The sequence below is a fragment of the Xanthomonas sp. GPE 39 genome, from assembly GCF_000963005.1.
Taxonomy (GTDB): domain Bacteria; phylum Pseudomonadota; class Gammaproteobacteria; order Xanthomonadales; family Xanthomonadaceae; genus Xanthomonas_A.
This window is the reverse complement of the sequence record NZ_JZHZ01000007.1, coordinates 1,360,177-1,377,722: the sequence shown is the minus strand read 5'-3', so window position 1 is coordinate 1,377,722 and position 17,546 is coordinate 1,360,177. Positions and strand designations below refer to the sequence as shown.

The 17,546-nt window shown below is 64.5% G+C and carries 18 protein-coding genes; 3 read left to right on the top strand and 15 right to left on the bottom strand.

Annotated elements, in window-relative coordinates; all coding sequences use genetic code 11:
• Positions 1-64: 64 nt before the first annotated feature.
• From XALGPE39_RS05785 to XALGPE39_RS05770, 4 genes are all read right to left on the bottom strand, one after another.
• On the bottom strand, positions 65-811 hold the full coding sequence (locus XALGPE39_RS05785; RefSeq protein WP_045727361.1) for a cytochrome c1: 747 nt from the start codon (positions 809-811) through the stop codon (positions 65-67).
• Positions 804-2,066 carry a cytochrome bc complex cytochrome b subunit gene (locus XALGPE39_RS05780; protein ID WP_045727360.1) on the bottom strand — a complete coding sequence of 421 codons (1,263 nt, stop codon included), beginning with the start codon at positions 2,064-2,066 and terminating at the stop codon, positions 804-806. The genes XALGPE39_RS05785 and XALGPE39_RS05780 overlap by 8 nt, the downstream gene beginning before the upstream one ends.
• A gap of 3 nt (positions 2,067-2,069) precedes the next feature.
• Positions 2,070-2,699, bottom strand: coding sequence for a ubiquinol-cytochrome c reductase iron-sulfur subunit (gene petA / locus XALGPE39_RS05775; RefSeq protein ID WP_045727359.1), 630 nt, complete (start codon positions 2,697-2,699; stop codon positions 2,070-2,072).
• Between the two features lie 147 nt (positions 2,700-2,846).
• The gene (locus XALGPE39_RS05770) at positions 2,847-3,794 is read right to left on the bottom strand and encodes a transglycosylase SLT domain-containing protein (RefSeq protein WP_045727358.1); all 948 of its coding nucleotides are present in this window, start codon (positions 3,792-3,794) and stop codon (positions 2,847-2,849) included.
• A 325-nt stretch (positions 3,795-4,119) separates the two neighbouring features.
• Here XALGPE39_RS05770 and miaB point away from each other — a divergent pair, with 325 nt between their 5' ends.
• Positions 4,120-5,532, top strand: coding sequence for a tRNA (N6-isopentenyl adenosine(37)-C2)-methylthiotransferase MiaB (gene miaB, locus XALGPE39_RS05765; protein WP_045727357.1), 1,413 nt, complete (start codon positions 4,120-4,122; stop codon positions 5,530-5,532).
• A gap of 111 nt (positions 5,533-5,643) precedes the next feature.
• The gene (locus tag XALGPE39_RS05760; protein WP_045729004.1) at positions 5,644-6,636 is read left to right on the top strand and encodes a PhoH family protein; all 993 of its coding nucleotides are present in this window, start codon (positions 5,644-5,646) and stop codon (positions 6,634-6,636) included.
• A gap of 48 nt (positions 6,637-6,684) precedes the next feature.
• Here the strand turns inward: XALGPE39_RS05760 and hisIE are convergent, their stop codons facing one another.
• Genes hisIE through XALGPE39_RS05715 form a run of 9 tightly spaced genes read right to left on the bottom strand, consistent with a single transcriptional unit; the run spans position 6,685 to position 14,172 of the window.
• The gene (hisIE, locus tag XALGPE39_RS05755) at positions 6,685-7,311 is read right to left on the bottom strand and encodes a bifunctional phosphoribosyl-AMP cyclohydrolase/phosphoribosyl-ATP diphosphatase HisIE (protein WP_045727356.1); all 627 of its coding nucleotides are present in this window, start codon (positions 7,309-7,311) and stop codon (positions 6,685-6,687) included.
• A complete protein-coding gene (gene hisF / locus XALGPE39_RS05750) occupies positions 7,301-8,077 on the bottom strand; it encodes an imidazole glycerol phosphate synthase subunit HisF (RefSeq protein ID WP_045727355.1) in 777 nt (258 codons plus the stop codon). Before hisF ends, hisIE begins: the two co-directional genes overlap by 11 nt.
• The gene (gene hisA / locus XALGPE39_RS05745; protein ID WP_045727354.1) at positions 8,071-8,805 is read right to left on the bottom strand and encodes a 1-(5-phosphoribosyl)-5-[(5-phosphoribosylamino)methylideneamino]imidazole-4-carboxamide isomerase; all 735 of its coding nucleotides are present in this window, start codon (positions 8,803-8,805) and stop codon (positions 8,071-8,073) included. Before hisA ends, hisF begins: the two co-directional genes overlap by 7 nt.
• Positions 8,802-9,404 carry an imidazole glycerol phosphate synthase subunit HisH gene (hisH, locus tag XALGPE39_RS05740; RefSeq protein WP_045727353.1) on the bottom strand — a complete coding sequence of 201 codons (603 nt, stop codon included), beginning with the start codon at positions 9,402-9,404 and terminating at the stop codon, positions 8,802-8,804. The genes hisA and hisH overlap by 4 nt, the downstream gene beginning before the upstream one ends.
• A gap of 58 nt (positions 9,405-9,462) precedes the next feature.
• Positions 9,463-10,536: a bifunctional histidinol-phosphatase/imidazoleglycerol-phosphate dehydratase HisB gene (hisB, locus tag XALGPE39_RS05735; protein ID WP_045729003.1), complete on the bottom strand. Its 1,074-nt coding sequence runs from the start codon at positions 10,534-10,536 to the stop codon at positions 9,463-9,465.
• Positions 10,533-11,633 (bottom strand): histidinol-phosphate transaminase, encoded by a 1,101-nt coding sequence (gene hisC / locus XALGPE39_RS05730; protein ID WP_045727352.1) that lies wholly within the window; start codon positions 11,631-11,633, stop codon positions 10,533-10,535. Before hisC ends, hisB begins: the two co-directional genes overlap by 4 nt.
• The gene (gene hisD / locus XALGPE39_RS05725; RefSeq protein ID WP_045727351.1) at positions 11,630-12,925 is read right to left on the bottom strand and encodes a histidinol dehydrogenase; all 1,296 of its coding nucleotides are present in this window, start codon (positions 12,923-12,925) and stop codon (positions 11,630-11,632) included. The genes hisC and hisD overlap by 4 nt, the downstream gene beginning before the upstream one ends.
• Complete coding sequence (gene hisG / locus XALGPE39_RS05720) at positions 12,922-13,836, bottom strand: ATP phosphoribosyltransferase (RefSeq protein ID WP_045727350.1); 915 nt, start codon at positions 13,834-13,836, stop codon at positions 12,922-12,924. Before hisG ends, hisD begins: the two co-directional genes overlap by 4 nt.
• A 9-nt stretch (positions 13,837-13,845) precedes the next feature.
• Positions 13,846-14,172 (bottom strand): YerC/YecD family TrpR-related protein, encoded by a 327-nt coding sequence (locus XALGPE39_RS05715; protein ID WP_045727349.1) that lies wholly within the window; start codon positions 14,170-14,172, stop codon positions 13,846-13,848.
• A gap of 148 nt (positions 14,173-14,320) precedes the next feature.
• On the opposite strand from XALGPE39_RS05715, the gene XALGPE39_RS05710 reads away from it, so the two are divergent.
• Complete coding sequence (locus XALGPE39_RS05710) at positions 14,321-15,553, top strand: hypothetical protein (protein ID WP_235429755.1); 1,233 nt, start codon at positions 14,321-14,323, stop codon at positions 15,551-15,553.
• 64 nt (positions 15,554-15,617) lie between these two features.
• On the opposite strand, the gene hisS is transcribed toward XALGPE39_RS05710, so the two are convergent.
• A complete protein-coding gene (gene hisS, locus XALGPE39_RS05705; protein WP_045727348.1) occupies positions 15,618-17,018 on the bottom strand; it encodes a histidine--tRNA ligase in 1,401 nt (466 codons plus the stop codon).
• A 142-nt stretch (positions 17,019-17,160) separates the two neighbouring features.
• Entirely contained in the window at positions 17,161-17,526 is a 366-nt protein-coding gene (locus XALGPE39_RS15550) for a hypothetical protein (RefSeq protein WP_152624832.1), read from the bottom strand.
• Between the last annotated feature and the right edge of the window lie 20 nt (positions 17,527-17,546).

Below are 17,546 nucleotides of genomic sequence, written 5' to 3'. Positions count from 1 at the left end.
ATAGCCTGAACAGGGAAATCACTCAGCAACGGTGCAGCAGGCGTGTAGACGGCATCGAAAGCGCTCAATGCACGTCCTTCCAGTATTCCTTCTTCAGCAAATAGGCCAGGAAGGTGAGCAAGGCCAGGAACAGGACCACCCACACGCCCAGACGCTGCCGTTTCAGCGCTGCAGGCTCGCCAGCGTATTCGAGGAAGTTGCTGATGTCACGCACGGTCTGGTCGAACTCGGCGGGGGTCTGTTTGCCCGGGGACGCCAGTTGCAGGCGCTCCACCGGTTTGTCTACACCCGGCTGCGAGGCCTTGCCGTAAACCGGCTGCTGCAAGCCTTGTAGCTCCCACAGCGGATTGGGCATGGAGGCGTTGGCGAACAGGCTGTTGTTCCAGCCCAGTGGGCGGGACTGGTCCAGGTAGAACGACTTGAGATAGGTATAGACCCAGTCGGTGCCACGCACACGGGCAATGAGACTCAGATCCGGAGGTGCCTTGCCGAACCACTTGGCCGCCCCCTCGTGCGGCATCGCAGCCTCGATGTGTTCGCCAACCTTGGCCCCGGTGAAGTTGAGATTGTGCATCACCTCATCTTCGCTCAGGCCCAGGTCCTCGGCCATGCGCGAGTAACGCAGGTACTTCAGCGAGTGGCACCCGGAACAATAGTTCATGAACATCTTGGCGCCACGCTGCAGCGAAGCGCGGTCGCCAAGATCGTTACCCGCCTGCAAGGTGGCGCCCCCCTCGCCGGCCAAGGCAGAGGCGGACAGCACGCACATGCAAGCGAGGCAGGTGAAGAAAGCGATCAGGCGCTTAGTCATGGCTGCTCACCCGCTCCGGCACCGGCTTGGTGCGATCCAGCGTGGTCCAGATCGGCATGGTCAGGAAGAAAAGGAAATACAGCAGCGTCAGCACACGGCCGATGTAGGTCTCGATGATCTCGGTGCCGGGACCGGAGCCGATCACCCCCAACCACACGAAACACACCGCCAGCACCGCCAGCATCACCCGCGAGATCCAGCCACGGTAGCGAATCGACTTGACCTTGGCCCGATCCAGCCACGGCACCAGGAACAGGATCGCAATCGCCGAGAACATCACCAACACGCCGCCCAGCTTGTTCGGCACCACCCGCAACATCGCGTAGTACGGGGTGTAGTACCAGACCGGCTTGATGTGCTCCGGCGTGACCAGGCGGTTGGCCTCGGTGAAGTTGTCGTGCTCCAGGAACAACCCGCCAAAAGCCGGAGCGAAGAAAATGATGAAGGCGCCGATCATGAGCAGGAAACCGACCCCGACCATGTCCTTGACCGTGTAGTACGGGTGGAACGGGATACCGTCGGCCGGCTTGTTCGGATCCCAACGGTTGCCCTTGGGCCCTTTCTTGATCTCCACCCCATCGGGGTTGTTGGAGCCGACTTCGTGCAGCGCCCCCAGGTGCAGCACCACCATCAGCAATAGCACCAGCGGCAGCGCGATCACGTGCAGGGCGAAGAACCGGTTGAGGGTGGCGTCCGACGGCAGATAGTCACCCATGATCCACTCGGTCAAGCCGTTGCCGATCACCGGGATCGCGCCGAACAGCGAGATGATGACCTTGGCACCCCAGAACGACATCTGCCCCCAGGGCAGCACGTAGCCCATAAAAGCTTCGGCCATCAGCACCAGGTAGATCAGCATGCCCAGTATCCAGACCAGTTCGCGCGGCTTCTTGTAGCTGCCGTACATCAGCCCGCGGAACATGTGCAGATAGACCACGATGAAGAACAGCGAAGCACCGGTGGAGTGCATGTAGCGGATCAGCCAGCCCCAATCCACGTCACGCATGATGTACTCGACCGAGTTGAACGCCTCGGCCGCGCTGGTCTTGTAGTGCATCGTCAGGAAAATGCCGGTGACGATCTGATTCACCAGCACCACCAACGCCAGCGAACCGAAGTAATACCAGAGGTTGAAATTTTTCGGCGCGTAGTACTCGGCGATGTGCTTGCGGTAGAACGGCATCAGCCCAGGGGCGCGCTCGTTGACCCAATCGAAGACGCTGCCCGCAGTGCGAGTGAGGAGATTGTCGCTCATGACTTACGCCCCTCCTTTCGCGGACGCACTCGGGTCCACACCGATGACCAGCGTGTTGTCGTCCTGGTAATGGTGCGGCGGCACCAATAGGTTGATCGGCGCCGGCACACCCTGGAACACGCGCCCGGACATGTCGAAACGCGACTTGTGGCAAGGGCAGAAATAGCCACCCTTCCAGTCTGGATCGTAAGGCTCGGGGCGAATCTCGGCGACCATCTCCGGCGAGCAGCCCAGGTGGGTACACAGGCCGACCAATACCGAGATATCCGGTTTGATCGAGCGGTAGTCGGGGTTTTTCAGCACGTAATCGGGCTGCTGATCCTTGTTCTGGCACTTTGGATCTTTGAGCCGGCCATCCAGGGATGGCAGCGCGTCGAGCATCGCCTTGGAGCGCTTGACGATCCAGATCGGCTGACCGCGCCATTCCAGGATCAGCCGCTGGCCCTCCTGCAACGCGCTGATGTCGGCCGTGATCGGTGCCCCGGCCAGCTTGGCCTTGGCACTCGGCTCCCAGGATTTGATGAAAGGAACCGCGACGCATCCCGCACCAAACGCGCCCACGACGGCGGTGGTGGCGGTGAGGAAGCGACGACGCCCTGTATTAACCGAATCGTTAACCCCATCGTTGGCCATTCGGCACTCCGATCTGTGATTGGGTAGCGTGAGGCTGCCAGCAACTCGGTGGGGATCGAGTTGCATCGAATTCACCGCAGTGTAGCGGAACCCTTAATCCGCCGACAATGCAGCCGGCCTCCCCGCCCGCCATGGGTGTCTACAGGGTCAATGCGCGGGCGAACCCGCGCCACGGTAGCGTTCGGCGAGCACGCCGACCCGCTGTACATAGAGCTGCGTCTCACTATACGGCGGCACACCGCCGTGTTTGTCTACCGCGCCCTCGCCGGCGTTATAGCCGGCCGCGGCCAAGCTCAGGTTGCCGTTGAAACGCTTCAACAACCACGCCAGATATTGCACACCGCCACGGATGTTTTGCGCCGCATCGAACGCATCGCCCACCCCGAAACGACGTGCCGTCATCGGCATCAACTGCATCAGACCCTGCGCGCCGGCGCGACTGAGCGCCATGGGGTTGTAGGCCGATTCGGCATGAATGATGGCACGCACCACCGCCTCCTCGACGCCATATTCGCGCGCGGCAGCGGCGATCTCGCTCTGGTAGGCGGTCGTGTTCAGGCGCACCGCGCCGAAGTTCACCCCGGCATTGGCGCAGGCGTAGCAGGTCTCCATGAAGCTGTAGTGGATCGTGCGCACCGTCCCGAGACTGGCGAGCTGGGTTGGCCGCGCGCTGGTGTAATGGCGCACGCCATCTTGCATGTAAGAGTAAAGCTGACCGCTGACCAGCCGACGCGGTAGAGCACCAGCGACCGAAGCCGCACGCGTCGGAACCATCGTGGACGTGGCTGACGCTGGCGCGGCAACCGAGGCGTTAGCTTGGGGGGCTTGGACGCCGACCGACGGAGCCGCCAAGGCGACGACACGATGGGCGGGCGGGCGCTCGGCGACCACCTTGGCTGGGACCGACGCGACATGCGCAGCACGGCGTTCGGGCATATAGTGATCGATCACACTGCAATCGCCACCGGACACGCGCTTATTACCGTAGCTGGTGACACCGTCGCCACCGATGCACTTGTATACGGTACCCGCACTGGCCGGCGCAGCCGACAGCGTGGCGATGACAAGCACCAGAAGCCACAGCATCCCCTTCATAACGGCAGTGTCCCAACTTCCCCGCCGATTGCCAAGTCCGCACGACTGGGCCGAGATGAGATCCCTCCCATCCCCCGCCGACTGAGCCACGCCCACCAGCGCCTGAGACCGCAGCCGTGGTTTTATCCTGGGAGCGCCGGAGCTTGGTGCCGCCCCCCGCTCGACCCCACTTCCGCGCCCGAATATGCAACGTTTAAGCATCCGGCAGACTGCAACCAGTACACGGACACGTGGGGCGCACGGAGCAACCCACCGAGCGCCTGCGCAGATGCGCTGAGGCAGGTAAACTAGTCGGCTACCTTTCCACCCGCCTGGATTCAGCGCCATGCCCGGGACTGTCCTGCATCCCCTGCCCTCCACCGGCACCCCCGCCTCGCCGTCGCCAGCGCGCGGCAAGCTGTACATCAAGACCCACGGTTGCCAGATGAACGAGTACGACTCGGCCAAGATGGCCGACGTACTCGCCGCCGCCGAAGGGCTAGAGCTGACCGATAACCCCGAAGAAGCCGACGTGGTCCTGGTCAACACCTGCTCGATCCGCGAGAAGGCGCAGGAAAAGGTGTTCAGCCAGCTCGGCCGCTGGAAGGCACTGAAGGCCGGCGGCAAACAGGTAATCATCGGTGTGGGTGGGTGCGTGGCGTCGCAGGAGGGCGAAGCGATCGTCAAGCGCGCGCCCTACGTGGACCTGGTGTTCGGCCCGCAGACCCTGCATCGGCTGCCCGAACTGATCCGCGCTCGACGCGCCTCCGGGCAATCGCAGGTGGACATCAGCTTTCCCGAGGTCGAGAAGTTCGACCGGCTACCCGAGCCGCGCGCCGAAGGGCCGTCGGCATTTGTGTCGATCATGGAAGGCTGCTCCAAATATTGCTCGTTCTGCGTGGTGCCCTACACCCGCGGCGAGGAGATCAGCCGGCCGTTCGAAGACGTGCTGGTGGAAGTGGCGCAACTGGCCGCGCAAGGCGTGCGCGAAATCAACCTGCTCGGCCAAAACGTCAACGCCTACCGCGGCCCATATGCCGACGCCGACGCCGGCGAAGAGCCGCAACACGCCGATCTTGGCCTGCTGATCCGCAGCATCGCGCAGATCGAAGGCATCGGTCGCATCCGCTTCACCACCTCGCACCCGTTGGAGTTCAGCGACTCGCTGGTGGACGCCTACCGCGACGTGCCGCAACTGGCCAACTATCTGCACTTGCCGGTGCAAGCCGGCAGCGACCGTATCCTCAGTGCGATGAAGCGCGGCTACACCGCACTGGAATTCAAGCAGAAGATCCGCAAATTGCGCCAGGTGCGTCCGGACATCGCCATCAGCTCGGACTTCATCGTCGGCTTCCCCGGCGAGACCGACGCCGATTTCGACAAGACCATGAAACTGATCGAAGACGTCGGCTTCGACCAGAGCTTTTCCTTTATCTATTCGCGACGTCCGGGCACACCCGCCGCCGACCTGCAAGACGACACTCCCGAAGCAGTCAAGCATGCGCGGCTGGCGCGGCTGCAGGCGCACATCACCGCCCACGCGCAGCAGATTTCGCGCAGCATGATCGGCAGCGTGCAGACGGTGCTGGTCGAAGGCCCATCGAAAAAGAACCCGGCCGAACTGACCGGCAAGACCGAAAACATGCGCTCGGTGAATTTTCCAGGACATCCGCGTCTGATTGGGCAATTCGTCGAGGTGACGATCACCGAAGCGCTGAGCAACTCGCTGCGCGGACGCGTGGTCGCAGACATCGATTGAACGCTCGCAAAGCCGCCACATGCGCTGGTCCTTGATGACCGTGCGCGTTAGGCTTGACTCCCAGGCAACGAACAACGCGCACAGCGCATGCGCTGCCGCCTCAATATCGCAATGACCACACCATCCGCATACCGCGACTTCACCCTGGACCCCGCCGACAGCGAGCGGCTGGCCAACCTGGCCGGGCCTTTCGATGCACATCTGCGGCAGATCGAACTGCGCCTGGGCGTGGAGATTTCCAACCGTGGCAACGTCTACCGGGTGAGCGGTCCGGAAACGGCGGTGGCTTCCGCCGAACAATTGCTGCAGGCACTCTACGCCGAGGCCGACAGCGTGATGTTCGACGACCAGCAGATTCATCTGCGCCTGAACCAGGCCAACGTCGATCAGATCGCCCAGCGCGCCTATCAACCGCAGGACGTGGCGATCAAGGTCAAGCGCGGCATGGTGCGCGGTCGTGGCGCCAACCAGGCCAAATACCTGCACCAGATCGCCACCCACGACATCAATTTCGGCATCGGCCCGGCCGGCACCGGCAAGACCTTCCTGGCCGTCGCCAGCGCGGTGGAAGCATTGAACGAGTCGCGCGTGCAGCGCTTGATCTTGGTGCGTCCGGCAGTGGAGGCCGGCGAGAAGCTCGGCTTCCTACCCGGCGACCTGAGCCAGAAAGTGGATCCGTATCTGCGCCCGCTTTACGACGCGCTATACGAAATGCTCGGCGTGGACAAGGTCGTGAAGTTGCTGGAAAAGAACGTCATCGAGATCGCACCGCTGGCCTACATGCGCGGACGCACGCTCAACGACGCCTACGTCATTTTGGACGAGGCGCAAAACACCACCATCGAACAGATGAAGATGTTCCTGACCCGTCTTGGCTTCGGCAGCACCGCCGTGATTACCGGCGATCTGACCCAGATCGACCTGCCCAAGCACGTCAAGTCCGGCCTGCGCGATGCGATCGAAGTGCTGGACCAAGTGGACGGAGTCGGGTTCACCTTTTTCGAGGCGCGCGACGTGGTCAGGCATCCGCTGGTCGCGCGCATCGTCAACGCCTACGAAAAGCGCGACGTCGGCGATCACGCCAACGGCACGGCTTCCCCATAAGCCGGCATTTGCAAGCGGCTGGCAGGGACTAAAAAGCGACGACCTACCTCAGCGGTGCCGCGCCTCCAGCACCGCGACCGCGTCGGCAAGCGCCAGACCGCGTGCGCGCAGCAACACGGTCAGGTGATACAGCAGATCGGCCGATTCACCGAGTAACTCGGCATCGCCCTGCGCCACGCCGGCCAGTGCAGTCTCCACGCCTTCCTCGCCGACCTTCTGCGCGATGCGCCGGGTGCCCTGCTCGAACAGCGTGGTGGTGTAACTGCCAGGCGGCCGCTCGCTCTCGCGCTGCGCGACCAGCCGATCCAGCGCGCCCAGGAATTGCCCTGGTGCCTGCGGGAAGCAACTGGTGCGGCCAAGATGACAGGTCGGCCCACGCGGATGCGCCAGCACCAGCAGCGTGTCGTAATCGCAGTCGGTATCGACCGCGACCAGCTCCAGCGTGTGGCCGGAACCTTCGCCCTTGGTCCACAACCGCTGCTTGCTGCGACTGTAAAAGGTGACCAAGCCGCTGCGGCGGGTCACCGCCAGCGCCTCCTGGTTCATGTAGCCCAGCATCAGCACGCGCAGGGTGGCCGCGTCCTGTACCACCACCGGCAGCAGGCCGTCGCTCTTGTTCCAATCCAGCGCCGCGTCGTCGACGACGGCTGTTTGTTGCGTATGTTCATGCGCCATCGCGCACCTCGATTTGACGTTCGCGCAGGAAGCGCTTGAGTTCGGGAATGGGAATGGCGCCGCTGTGGAACACGCTGGCGGCCAGCGCGGCATCCACGTCGGCGCGCTCGAACACCTCGGCGAAGTGCTGCATCTGCCCAGCACCACCGGAAGCGACCAACGGCACCTTGCACAGTGCGCGCACCTCGTACAACTGCGCGATGTCGTAGCCGCGACGCACGCCATCGTTGTCCATGCAATTGAGCACAATCTCGCCAGCGCCCAGCCGCTGCGCTTCGACCACCCAGTCCAGCGTGCGCATGCGCAGCGCCTGGGTCTTGTCGGGATCGCCAGTGAAACGGCGCACCCGCCACTGGCCATCGTCCTCGCGAATCGAATCGATGCCGACCACCACGCACTGCACGCCAAACGCATCGGCCAATTCGGCGATCAGCGCGGGGCGTTCCAGCGCTGGCGAATTGATCGAAATCTTGTCGGCGCCGGCATGCAGCACCGCCCGCGCCGTGGCGACATCGCGGATGCCACCGGCGACGCAGAACGGAATGTCCAACAGCCGCGCCACACGCTCGACCCAGGCGTAATCCACCGAGCGTCCTTCCGGGCTGGCGCCGATGTCATAGAAGACCAATTCGTCGGCACCCTGGTCGCGATAGCGCAATGCGAGTTCTGCGATATCGCCCATGTCTACGTGATCGCGAAATTTGACCCCCTTGACGACACGACCCTCGCGCACGTCCAGGCACGGAATGATGCGCCGGCTCAGCATGCCAACGCCTCATCCAAGCGCAAGCGCCCCTCCAGCAACGATTTGCCCAGCACCACACCGGCACAGCCGATCTCGCGGGTTGCGCGCACATCGGCGGCATTGCGGACGCCGCCGGAGGCCTGCACGGCCACGTCCGGCGCGATCTGACGCAAGTGCGCATACAGCTCCAAATTCGGCCCGGACAGCATGCCGTCGCGGGCGATGTCGGTGCAAAGCAGATGAGCCAAGCCAGCAGCCGCGTACTCGCTCGCCAACGCATCTAAGGTGAGCGAGGAGGTCTCGGTCCAGCCGAGCACCGGCAATCGCCATACTTTTTTTGCATCCTGCCGCGTGTCCAGCGCCACGGTGATGCGCGAGGGCCCGAACTCGGCCAGCCATTCCAGCACCGACTCGCGGTCGCGCACCGCCAGCGAGCCGATCACCACGCGGGTGGCGCCGGCATCGAGCATGTGCTGCACGTCGGCACGCGAGCGCACGCCACCGCCGGTCTGCACCTGTAACCCGGTCTGGGCGCGGATGCGCTCCAATAACGGCGCGAGGGTGTAACCACCGGCGCGCGCCGCATCCAGATCGACCAGATGCAGCCACTGCGCGCCAGCGTCGGCATACGCCTTGGCGCGGCGCAGTGGATCATCGCCATAGTGGGTCTCGCGGGCATAGTCGCCCTGCGCAAGCCGCACCACGCGGCCATCGCGGATATCCAGCGCGGGATAGACGAGGAAGCTCATGGGAAATCAGTCTCAAGAAAATTGCGCAGGATACGTGCGCCGGTGTCAGCAGAACGCTCGGGATGAAACTGCGCGCCACAACGACGCCCGTGTTGCACTACCGCGCTGAACAGGCCGCCATGGTCGCAGGCGGCCACCGTGTCGGCAGTGACCGGCGCCGCATAACCATGCACGAAATAAGCGCTGGCCCGAGCCGGAAGGCCCTCCAGCAGCGGCGATGGCCCCAGCGGCAGTAAGCAGTTCCAGCCCATGTGCGGCACCCGGATACCCGGCGCCGGCGGCATGCGCCGGACCACGCCAGCGAGTACGCCCAGACAATCGACTTCGCCCTCTTCCGAATGTTCGAACAGCAACTGCATGCCCAGACAGATACCGAGCAACGGCACCTGCAGCATGCGCAGCGGTTCGATCAAGCCCTGCGCGCGTAGCCGTTCCATCGCCTGCGGCGCGGCGCCGACTCCGGGCAGGATCACCCGCTCCGCGCCCTGCAGACCCGCCGCATCGCGCACCAGTTGCGGCTCCACACCCAGCCGCTCCAACGCATAACGCACCGAGCCGAGGTTGGCGCCGCCCGCGTCGATCAAGGCCACCGCGCTCATCGCTTTGTCCTCGCCCGCGTGCCGCGCGGGTTGCGCCGCACTGACGTCACACGCGCGCTCACAGCACGCCCTTGGTCGAGGGCAGCGCCGCGCCATCGCGGCGCACGGCTTGGCGCAGCGCACGCGCCAGGGCCTTGAAGCACGCCTCTACCTTGTGATGATCGTTGTCGCCACGCACGCTCAGATGCAGATTCAAACCTGCCGCATCGCACAGCGAGCGGAAGAAATGCGGCACCAGCTCGGTGGGCATGTCGCCGACCCGCTCGCGCTTGAATTCACCTTCGAACACGAAATAAGGACGCCCGCTGAAGTCCAGTGCGGCGCTGGCCAAGGTTTCGTCCATCGGCAAAGTGAAGCCATAGCGACCGATGCCACGCTTGTCACCCAATGCCTGGCGCAAGGCTTGCCCCAGCGCCAGACCGGTGTCCTCGATGGTGTGGTGTTCGTCGATGTGCAGGTCGCCCTTGGCAATCACGTCCAGAGCGAAGCCGCCGTGCTTGCCGATCTGTTCGAGCATATGGTCGAAAAACGGCAGGCCGGTGGCACAGTGCGGATCGCGCACCAAGTCCAGATCCAGCGCCACCGCGATCTGGGTTTCTTTGGTGTCGCGCTGCACTGTGGCACGGCGCGGCGCGTCGGCCAATGCGTGGGCGATGCCGGCCCAATCCCAATCGCCGCCAAATTGCGCTGTGCGCAACTGAAAGCCACGAATCCGCAGATTTTCCGCGAACTGGATATCGGTCACGCGGTCGCCGACCATCGCCGAGCGTGCCCAATCGATGCTGCGATCCTGCAAATACGGCAGCATCAAGCCGATGCCGGGCTTGCGCGTGGGCGCGTTGTCAGCCGGCCAACTGCGGTCGATCAACACCTCTCGAAATGCAATACCCTGGCTGGCGAAGATCTGCAGCATCAAGTCGTTCGGGCCATCGAACGCGGCCTGCGGATATGTCGCGCTGCCCAAGCCATCCTGATTGGTGACGATGACGAACTGATAGCCAGCGTCGCGCAGCTTCAGTAGCGCCGGGATCACGCCCTGCACGAAGCGCAGCTTCTCGTAGGCGTCGATCTGGAAATCGGCCGGCTCCTCGATCAGCGTACCGTCGCGGTCCACGAACAGGATCGGGGTCATGCCGCTGCCCTCCACGCCCGCAAGGCATCGAGGACGCGCAGATTCTGTTCCGGCGTGCCGAGGGTAATACGCAAGGCATCGCCCAACCCGACCGCGCCGCGCTGATCGCGCACCACCACGCCGGCCTCCAACAATGCCTGAAACGCACCTTCTGCATCGTCCAAACGCAACAGCAGGAAATTCCCCTGCGACGGATAGACCCGACGTACCCCCGGCAGCGCGGCTAGCGCGGTCTGCATGCGTGCGCGCTCCTGCCGCACCTCGGCCACGCGCAGCGCGGTCTGCCGCAGCGGCTCGGGCTGCAACGCGGCCAGCGCCAGGTGCAGGCACGGCGCCGGGATCGGATACGGCGCCTGACAACGCCGCAGCACCGCGATCAGCGCTGGATCGGCGATCACGCAGCCGATCCGCGCCGCCGCCAGCGCGTGCGCCTTGGACAAGGTCCGCAACACCGCCACATTCGGCTGATGCGCCAACAACGTGGTCGCCGATGGCTGATCGGAAAACTCACCGTAGGCTTCGTCAACCACCAGTAAGGCACGATCCTGCAAGCGTTGCGCGGCACGGGCGATGTCGGCCAGCGCGATGGCCGCGCCACCCGGATTGCCTGGCGAACACAAGAACACCAACTTGACTCTCTGACTCAGTGCCGCATCCACCACCGCATCGAGATCAACACACAATCCATCCGCTGTATCGCACAGCGGCACCTCGACCACCCGCGCATTCTGCATGCGGGCGCATACCGCATACATGCCGAACACGGGCGGCGTGATGACAATCGCGTCGCGACCCGGCTCGCATAGCGCACGCAGCAGCAAGTCGATCGCCTCGTCGCTACCGCGACCGAGCAGCAATTGCTCCGGCGCACAGCCGTACAGCGCGGCCAGCGCGGCGCGCAACTGCGGCGGCTGCGGGTCAGGATAACGGCGGTTGTCGGCATCGCGGTCGGCCAGGTTGGCCCAGGCCGACTCATTGGCGTTGAGCCACACATCGCCATGCACTGCGCTGCTGCGTGCCGAGGAATAGCCCGCGAAGTCACGCAGATCTGCGCGCACCAGTGTCAGCAGCGCGGCGGAATCGGTGGAAGCGCTCATCCCGCCTTCTCCATGCGTAACGCCACCGCATTGGCATGCGCGTCCAGGCCTTCGGCACGCGCCATCAGCACCGCGCAGTCACCAATGGCGGCGATACCGGCCTGACTGGCGCTCTGCACACTGACGAAATTCTGAAAACTAGCGACGCTGACTCCGCTATAAGCACGCGCCGCGCCGCTGGTCGGCAGCACATGATTGGTACCGCTGCAGTAGTCGCCCAGCGCCTCGGGGGTGTAGTCGCCAAGGAACACCGAGCCGGCCACTTCGACCCGCTCCAACCAATCGCGCGGTGTGCGCAGCGCCAGAATCAGGTGCTCGGGCGCATAGCGATTGCTGATCGCGAAGGCATCTTCGAGCGTATCGACCTGGATCAGCCGCGACGCGGCCAGCGCTTGGCGGGCAATCGCCGCGCGCGGCAGCGTCGCCAATTGCCGCTCCAGTTCGTTCTCCACCGCATCGATCAGCGCGGCACTGTCGGACAACAGCACGACCTGCGAATCGGCACCGTGTTCGGCCTGCGACAACAGATCGGCGGCGACGAACGCCGGATCGGCACCGGCATCGGCGATCACCAGCACCTCGGACGGGCCGGCCGGCATGTCGATCGCCGCCGCGCCGGCCTGCGCCACCTGCCGCTTGGCCTCGGTGACGTAGCTGTTGCCGGGGCCGAACAGCTTGTCGCACGACGGCACCGACGCCGTGCCGAAGCCCATCGCGGCAATGGCCTGCGCGCCGCCGAGCTTGAACACGCGGTCCACTCCGCTCAGGCGCGCGGCGACCAACACCGCCGGATCCGCCGAGCCATCGGCGCGCGGCGGCGTGCACAGCACCACCTCGCGGCAACCGGCCAACGCCGCCGGCACGCACAACATCAACGCCGTGGACGGCAATGGCGCGCTGCCGGCCGGCACATACAGGCCGACCCGACCAATCGGCCGCACCACCCGCTCGCAGACGACCCCTGGCGCGGTCTCCACGGCATAGGGCTGGGCTACGCCAGCGCGGTGAAAGGCGGTGATGCGCGTCGCCGCCTGCAGCATCGCCTCGCGTAACGCAGCGGGTACCGCCGCCTCGGCCGCGACGAATTCGTCGGCGCCGACCTCGAACTGATGCAACACCACCCCATCCAAACGCGCGGTGATTTCCCGCAACGCCGCATCGCCATGCGCGCGTACCTGTTCGAGCAATTGCGCCACCGTCGCGCGTGTCTGCGCGGCGACGGCCTGCACCGGCCGGGTCAACGCCTGCGTGCGGCCATGCGCGTCGAGTGCATTCCACTCCAATCGGTTCATGCCAGCGAGCGCTCCACCTTCAACACCATCAACCCCTGCGCACCGGCACGCTCCAATTCCTCCATACGCTGCCAGGTAATCGCGCCGTGACACATCGTCTGCAACTGCAATGGCCCATCCACATCGCCGGGCAACTGCACCAACGGGTCGGCATCCGGCAGCAGCCGGGTCAGGTCGGCCACCCGGTCGCGCGCGGCACGGAACATCAGCAATTTGCTATCGCGCAACTTGAGGACGCCGTCGAGCCGACGCAGCAACATCGCCGCCAGCCCGGCACGGGCGTCGGCCGGCTCGCGCACCGGCCCGGCCAGCACCGCCTCGCTGTCCAGCAAGGTTTCCACCGGCTTGAGCTGATTGGCGGCCAGGGTTGCGCCGCTAGACACCAAATCGCAGATCAGATCGGCCGTACCCAGGCGCGGCGCGATCTCCACCGAGCCGGATAGTTCCACCACGTGCGCCTCGATGCCGCGCGCCTCCAGCCAATCGGCCAGCACCGCCGGATAGCTAGTGGCGATCCGCTTGCCCTGCACCTGCTGCGGGCCGCTCCATTCCCACTGCTCCGGCACCGCCAGCATCAGCCGGCATTGGCCGAAGTGCAGCCCGCGCAACGCACGGTAGGCCTCGGGCAGACCATTGCGGCGGCGTTCGCCGGCCTGCTCGTCCAATTCGTTGCGACCGACAATGCCGAAGTCGCACACGCCATCGGCGATCAGTCCGGGAATATCGTCGTCGCGCACCAGCAGCAGATCCACCGGCAACGACTCGCCGTAGCAGAACAACTTGTCGCGACTCTCGCGCCAGCTCAGTCCGCAAGCGGCCAGTACCGCGCGTGCCGGCTCGGCCAGGCGGCCGCTTTTCTGGATCGCAATACGCAGCCGGTCGCGTGCCGGCGCTGCCAGGGAAGCACTCATCAGGGCATCTCAGTGGGAAGCGGAAGGGCGCGGCGTCTGCCGGCGTAGCGCGACGGCATAGCCGCCAGCGCCGTATTCGAGGGTCCGCGCAACGCGACCGATGGTAGTCACGCTGACTTGGGTCAGCTCATGGATTTCGCGGTAGGGCAGCCCCTTGAGCAGCAACGGCACCACGCGCCAACGGTCTGCCATCGCCTCCAGTTCGGCCGGCGTGCACAGATCCTGCAGGAACGCGGCGACGTCCTGCGGCTTGTCAAGCTGGGCAAGCGTGCGCGCCAGCGTCTTGAACGCGGCGTCGGTGTCACGGCCTGGTACGGGGATGGGACGCTGTTTCATTGCGCTAATGTAATAGCGTGCTAACACAAACGTCAAGCATCGGCCGATCACGCAGACCTGCGCTCCCGGCAGGCAACTGCCCCGCCATCAGTGGCGCCGGCATCTTGAAATCACTAGCATCGTCAAGATAGCCACCACGGCAATATCCATGCACCGTCTTTTGCTTGCACACCTGGCACTGCTGCTATCGACGAACGCACTCGCGGATGCGACGCCGTCGGCCACACCGCCAGCGACCATGGCCGTCGCCACCGCCAATGGCATGGCGACGAACCAGCTCCCGATCCGCTCCCAGGCGCAACTGGATGCCTACCTGCGCACGCATGCGGGCGAACCCACACCCCTGGACGCACTCACCCCTGGCGCACGCGAGCGCTTCATCGACGGGCTGGTGTTCGGCCGCAACGGCCTGGTCGGGTTCGACCCCCAGGATCTACCGCAACTCACCCGCGAACAAGGGCACGCACTGCTCGCCCTGTTCGGCGCCGAGCAGTATGCAGACACCCTGACCAACTGGGCGAAACACGCACGCGCCGCAGACACCACCGCCACAATCAGCGCCCTGGAACGCCGCTACAACGGATACAACCACCTCCTGCGCCAGCGCCAAGCCGAAGGCCAGGATCACTGGCCATCGCTACGCGCCGCCCTGCCCGAAGCGTTCGACCGTCGCGCTGCGGCACAACTGGACAACGCCTCGCTCACCCTGCTGTACCGCGCCATCGTCGCGACCTACGTCGCGCGCCCCACACCGGCGGGGCTGCAAGCGCAACTGCACACACTTGAACTATTACGCGATCGCGGCCAGGCCGACGCAGCACAACTGGATGCCGCCGGCAACGCACTACTGCTCGCCCATCGCACCGAAGACGCGCGCCGCCTGCTGGCGAACGGTGGCAGCGCCGACTGGCCGCACTGGCTGCACTTCGACGACCGACTGGGCCCCGGCGCACATGGCCCGACACTCTGGTCGCTGGATACCGACGGCACGACCCTGCGGCGGCAACGCATCGACCTACGCACACCCCAGATTCTGATTACCGCCGGCTGCCACATTTCAGACGATGCCGCACGCGCCATCGCCGACGACCCCGAACTCGGCCCGGCCTTCCACCGCCATGCGCTATGGCTGAGCAACCCACCGGGTACGGAGGATATGAGCTTGGTACGCAACTGGAACCAGCGCCATCCACAGATGCCACTGCATCCGATTTACGCAGCGGCAGAATGGCCGCTGCTGCCACACCCCTGGGCCATGCCGACTTTTTTCCTGGTGCGCGATGGACGCGTGCAAGCACAATTAAAGGGCTCGCCCGCCGACGACCAAGCGCAACGGCGCGCCCTCAAACGTATGCTGCAAGACGCCGGACTACTCCCCTAGTCCGCATACACGACACCGCGCCCCGCGCCTGCGGCGACAGCGCACGGCACAGCCCGCGTGTGGCTCACGCCATGACTTTGGCCTGCTCCAACTCCACCAACAGTGCGCTGGCCAGATCCTCGCGAGCGATCTCGAACTGCTGCTCGCGCAGCAAGTCCTTGACCGCGACCACTCCTCGCGCCAATTCGTCCTCGCCCGCCAGCACCACGAAGCGGATTCCAGCGCGGGCAGCGTACTGAAACTGCTTGCCGACCTTCTTCGGCTCCATCTGCACTTCGGTGTTGATCCCACCCACGCGCAAACGTCGGGCGATATCCAACGCATCGGCCAACATCGCCTCATCCATCAGCGCGACCATGGCCTGCACGCTGCTGGAAGCGATGCCTTCGATCAACCCGGCTTCGCGCAGTTGCCAGAACAAGCGAGTCAGGCCGATGGAGATGCCCACGCCAGGTAGCTTGGACTTGCTGTAGTGACTGGCAAGATCCTCGTAACGCCCGCCCGAGCAAATCGAGCCGATCTGCGGGTAGTCGGTCAACAAGGTCTCGTAGACGGTGCCGGTGTAATAGTCCAGGCCACGGGCGATGGAGAAGTTCAGGCAATACGCGCGCTCCGGCACGCCAAGCGCCTTGACCAACGTCAGCACATCGCGCAACTCGGCCGCCCCCTCGCGCAGGGTCGAGCTGGCGTCGGCCAGTGCCTCCAACGCTTCCAGCCGCGCCAACGCATCGTCATGACCATTGGAACGCACCGCGACGAATTGCAGAATCTGCTCGACCTGCGCAGCCGGAATACCGAACCCCTCGCCAGTCAGGGTCTGCCGCACGTAGTCGGCACCGCGCTTGTCCAGCTTGTCGACCTCGCGCAACACCGCCAATTGACGCTCGCCCTCGGCCACCCCCAGGCTCTCGAAAAAACCACGCATCAGCTTGCGATTGTTCAACTGCACCGCGAAGGTGCCGATGCCCAACTCGGCGAACACCGCGTGGATCACCGCCAATACCTCGGCGTCGTAGCGGATGCTCAGCGCGTCCTTGCCGATCACGTCGATGTCGCACTGGTAGAACTCGCGGAAACGTCCGCGCTGGGCGCGCTCGCCACGGTAGACGCGCTGCATCTGATAGCGGCGGAAGGGGAAGCTCAGTTCGTGTTCGTGTTCGGCCACATAGCGCGCCAGCGGCACGGTCAAATCAAAGCGCAACGCCAGCTCCGGCATGCCGCCCTCCGCGCCTTCGGCGGCGGCATTGGCCAGCGCACCGGTGGACTGCACGAAGTACACCTGGCGCTCGGTCTCGCCACCGGACTTGGTCAGCAACACATCGGACAACTCGAACACCGGCGTCTCCACCGGTAGGAACCCGAACCGCTCATAGTTGCGGCGGATGACGTCCAGCATGCGCTGGAACGCGATCTGCTCGCGCGGCAGCAATTCCATGATGCCGGGCGGCGTGCGGGGCTTGATCACGAGCGGAACTCCTGCAATTGGGTCGACGAGCGGGACGCCAATTCTAGCCGCACCGAGCGCGGACGACCGCAGTGGCGCCTCAACTGCACACGATCGCCCTTACCGCCGCCCGCATGAGCAATGGCTTGACAATCGGACATGTTCAGCCAATTGCCTCCTGTACAGACACACGACCATGGTCGCTGCGCATCCTTACGATGCCGCCAACGGCAATCTCCCGACAGCCACACTCATCCAGCACGACGAGCAATTTCACCGGGCAAGCCGGCGCAGGCAGATGATCGAGCAGACGGGTGAGCGCAAGGCTATGAAAATCAATCCAACGCACGAAGCGGATGTGCTGCATATCCGCTCCATTACCGGAGAGATGCCACATTTCAATCAATTCCATGGCGCAATCATTGCAACTGAAACCAAAAGCAACCATAATGAAATTGATAATTAATTGAAAAATAAATTTAATTATCAAAAAATCCTCGCGCCGCGCAAAAAAATTCATCATATTCAAAGTGTGACTCGCGCACGAAG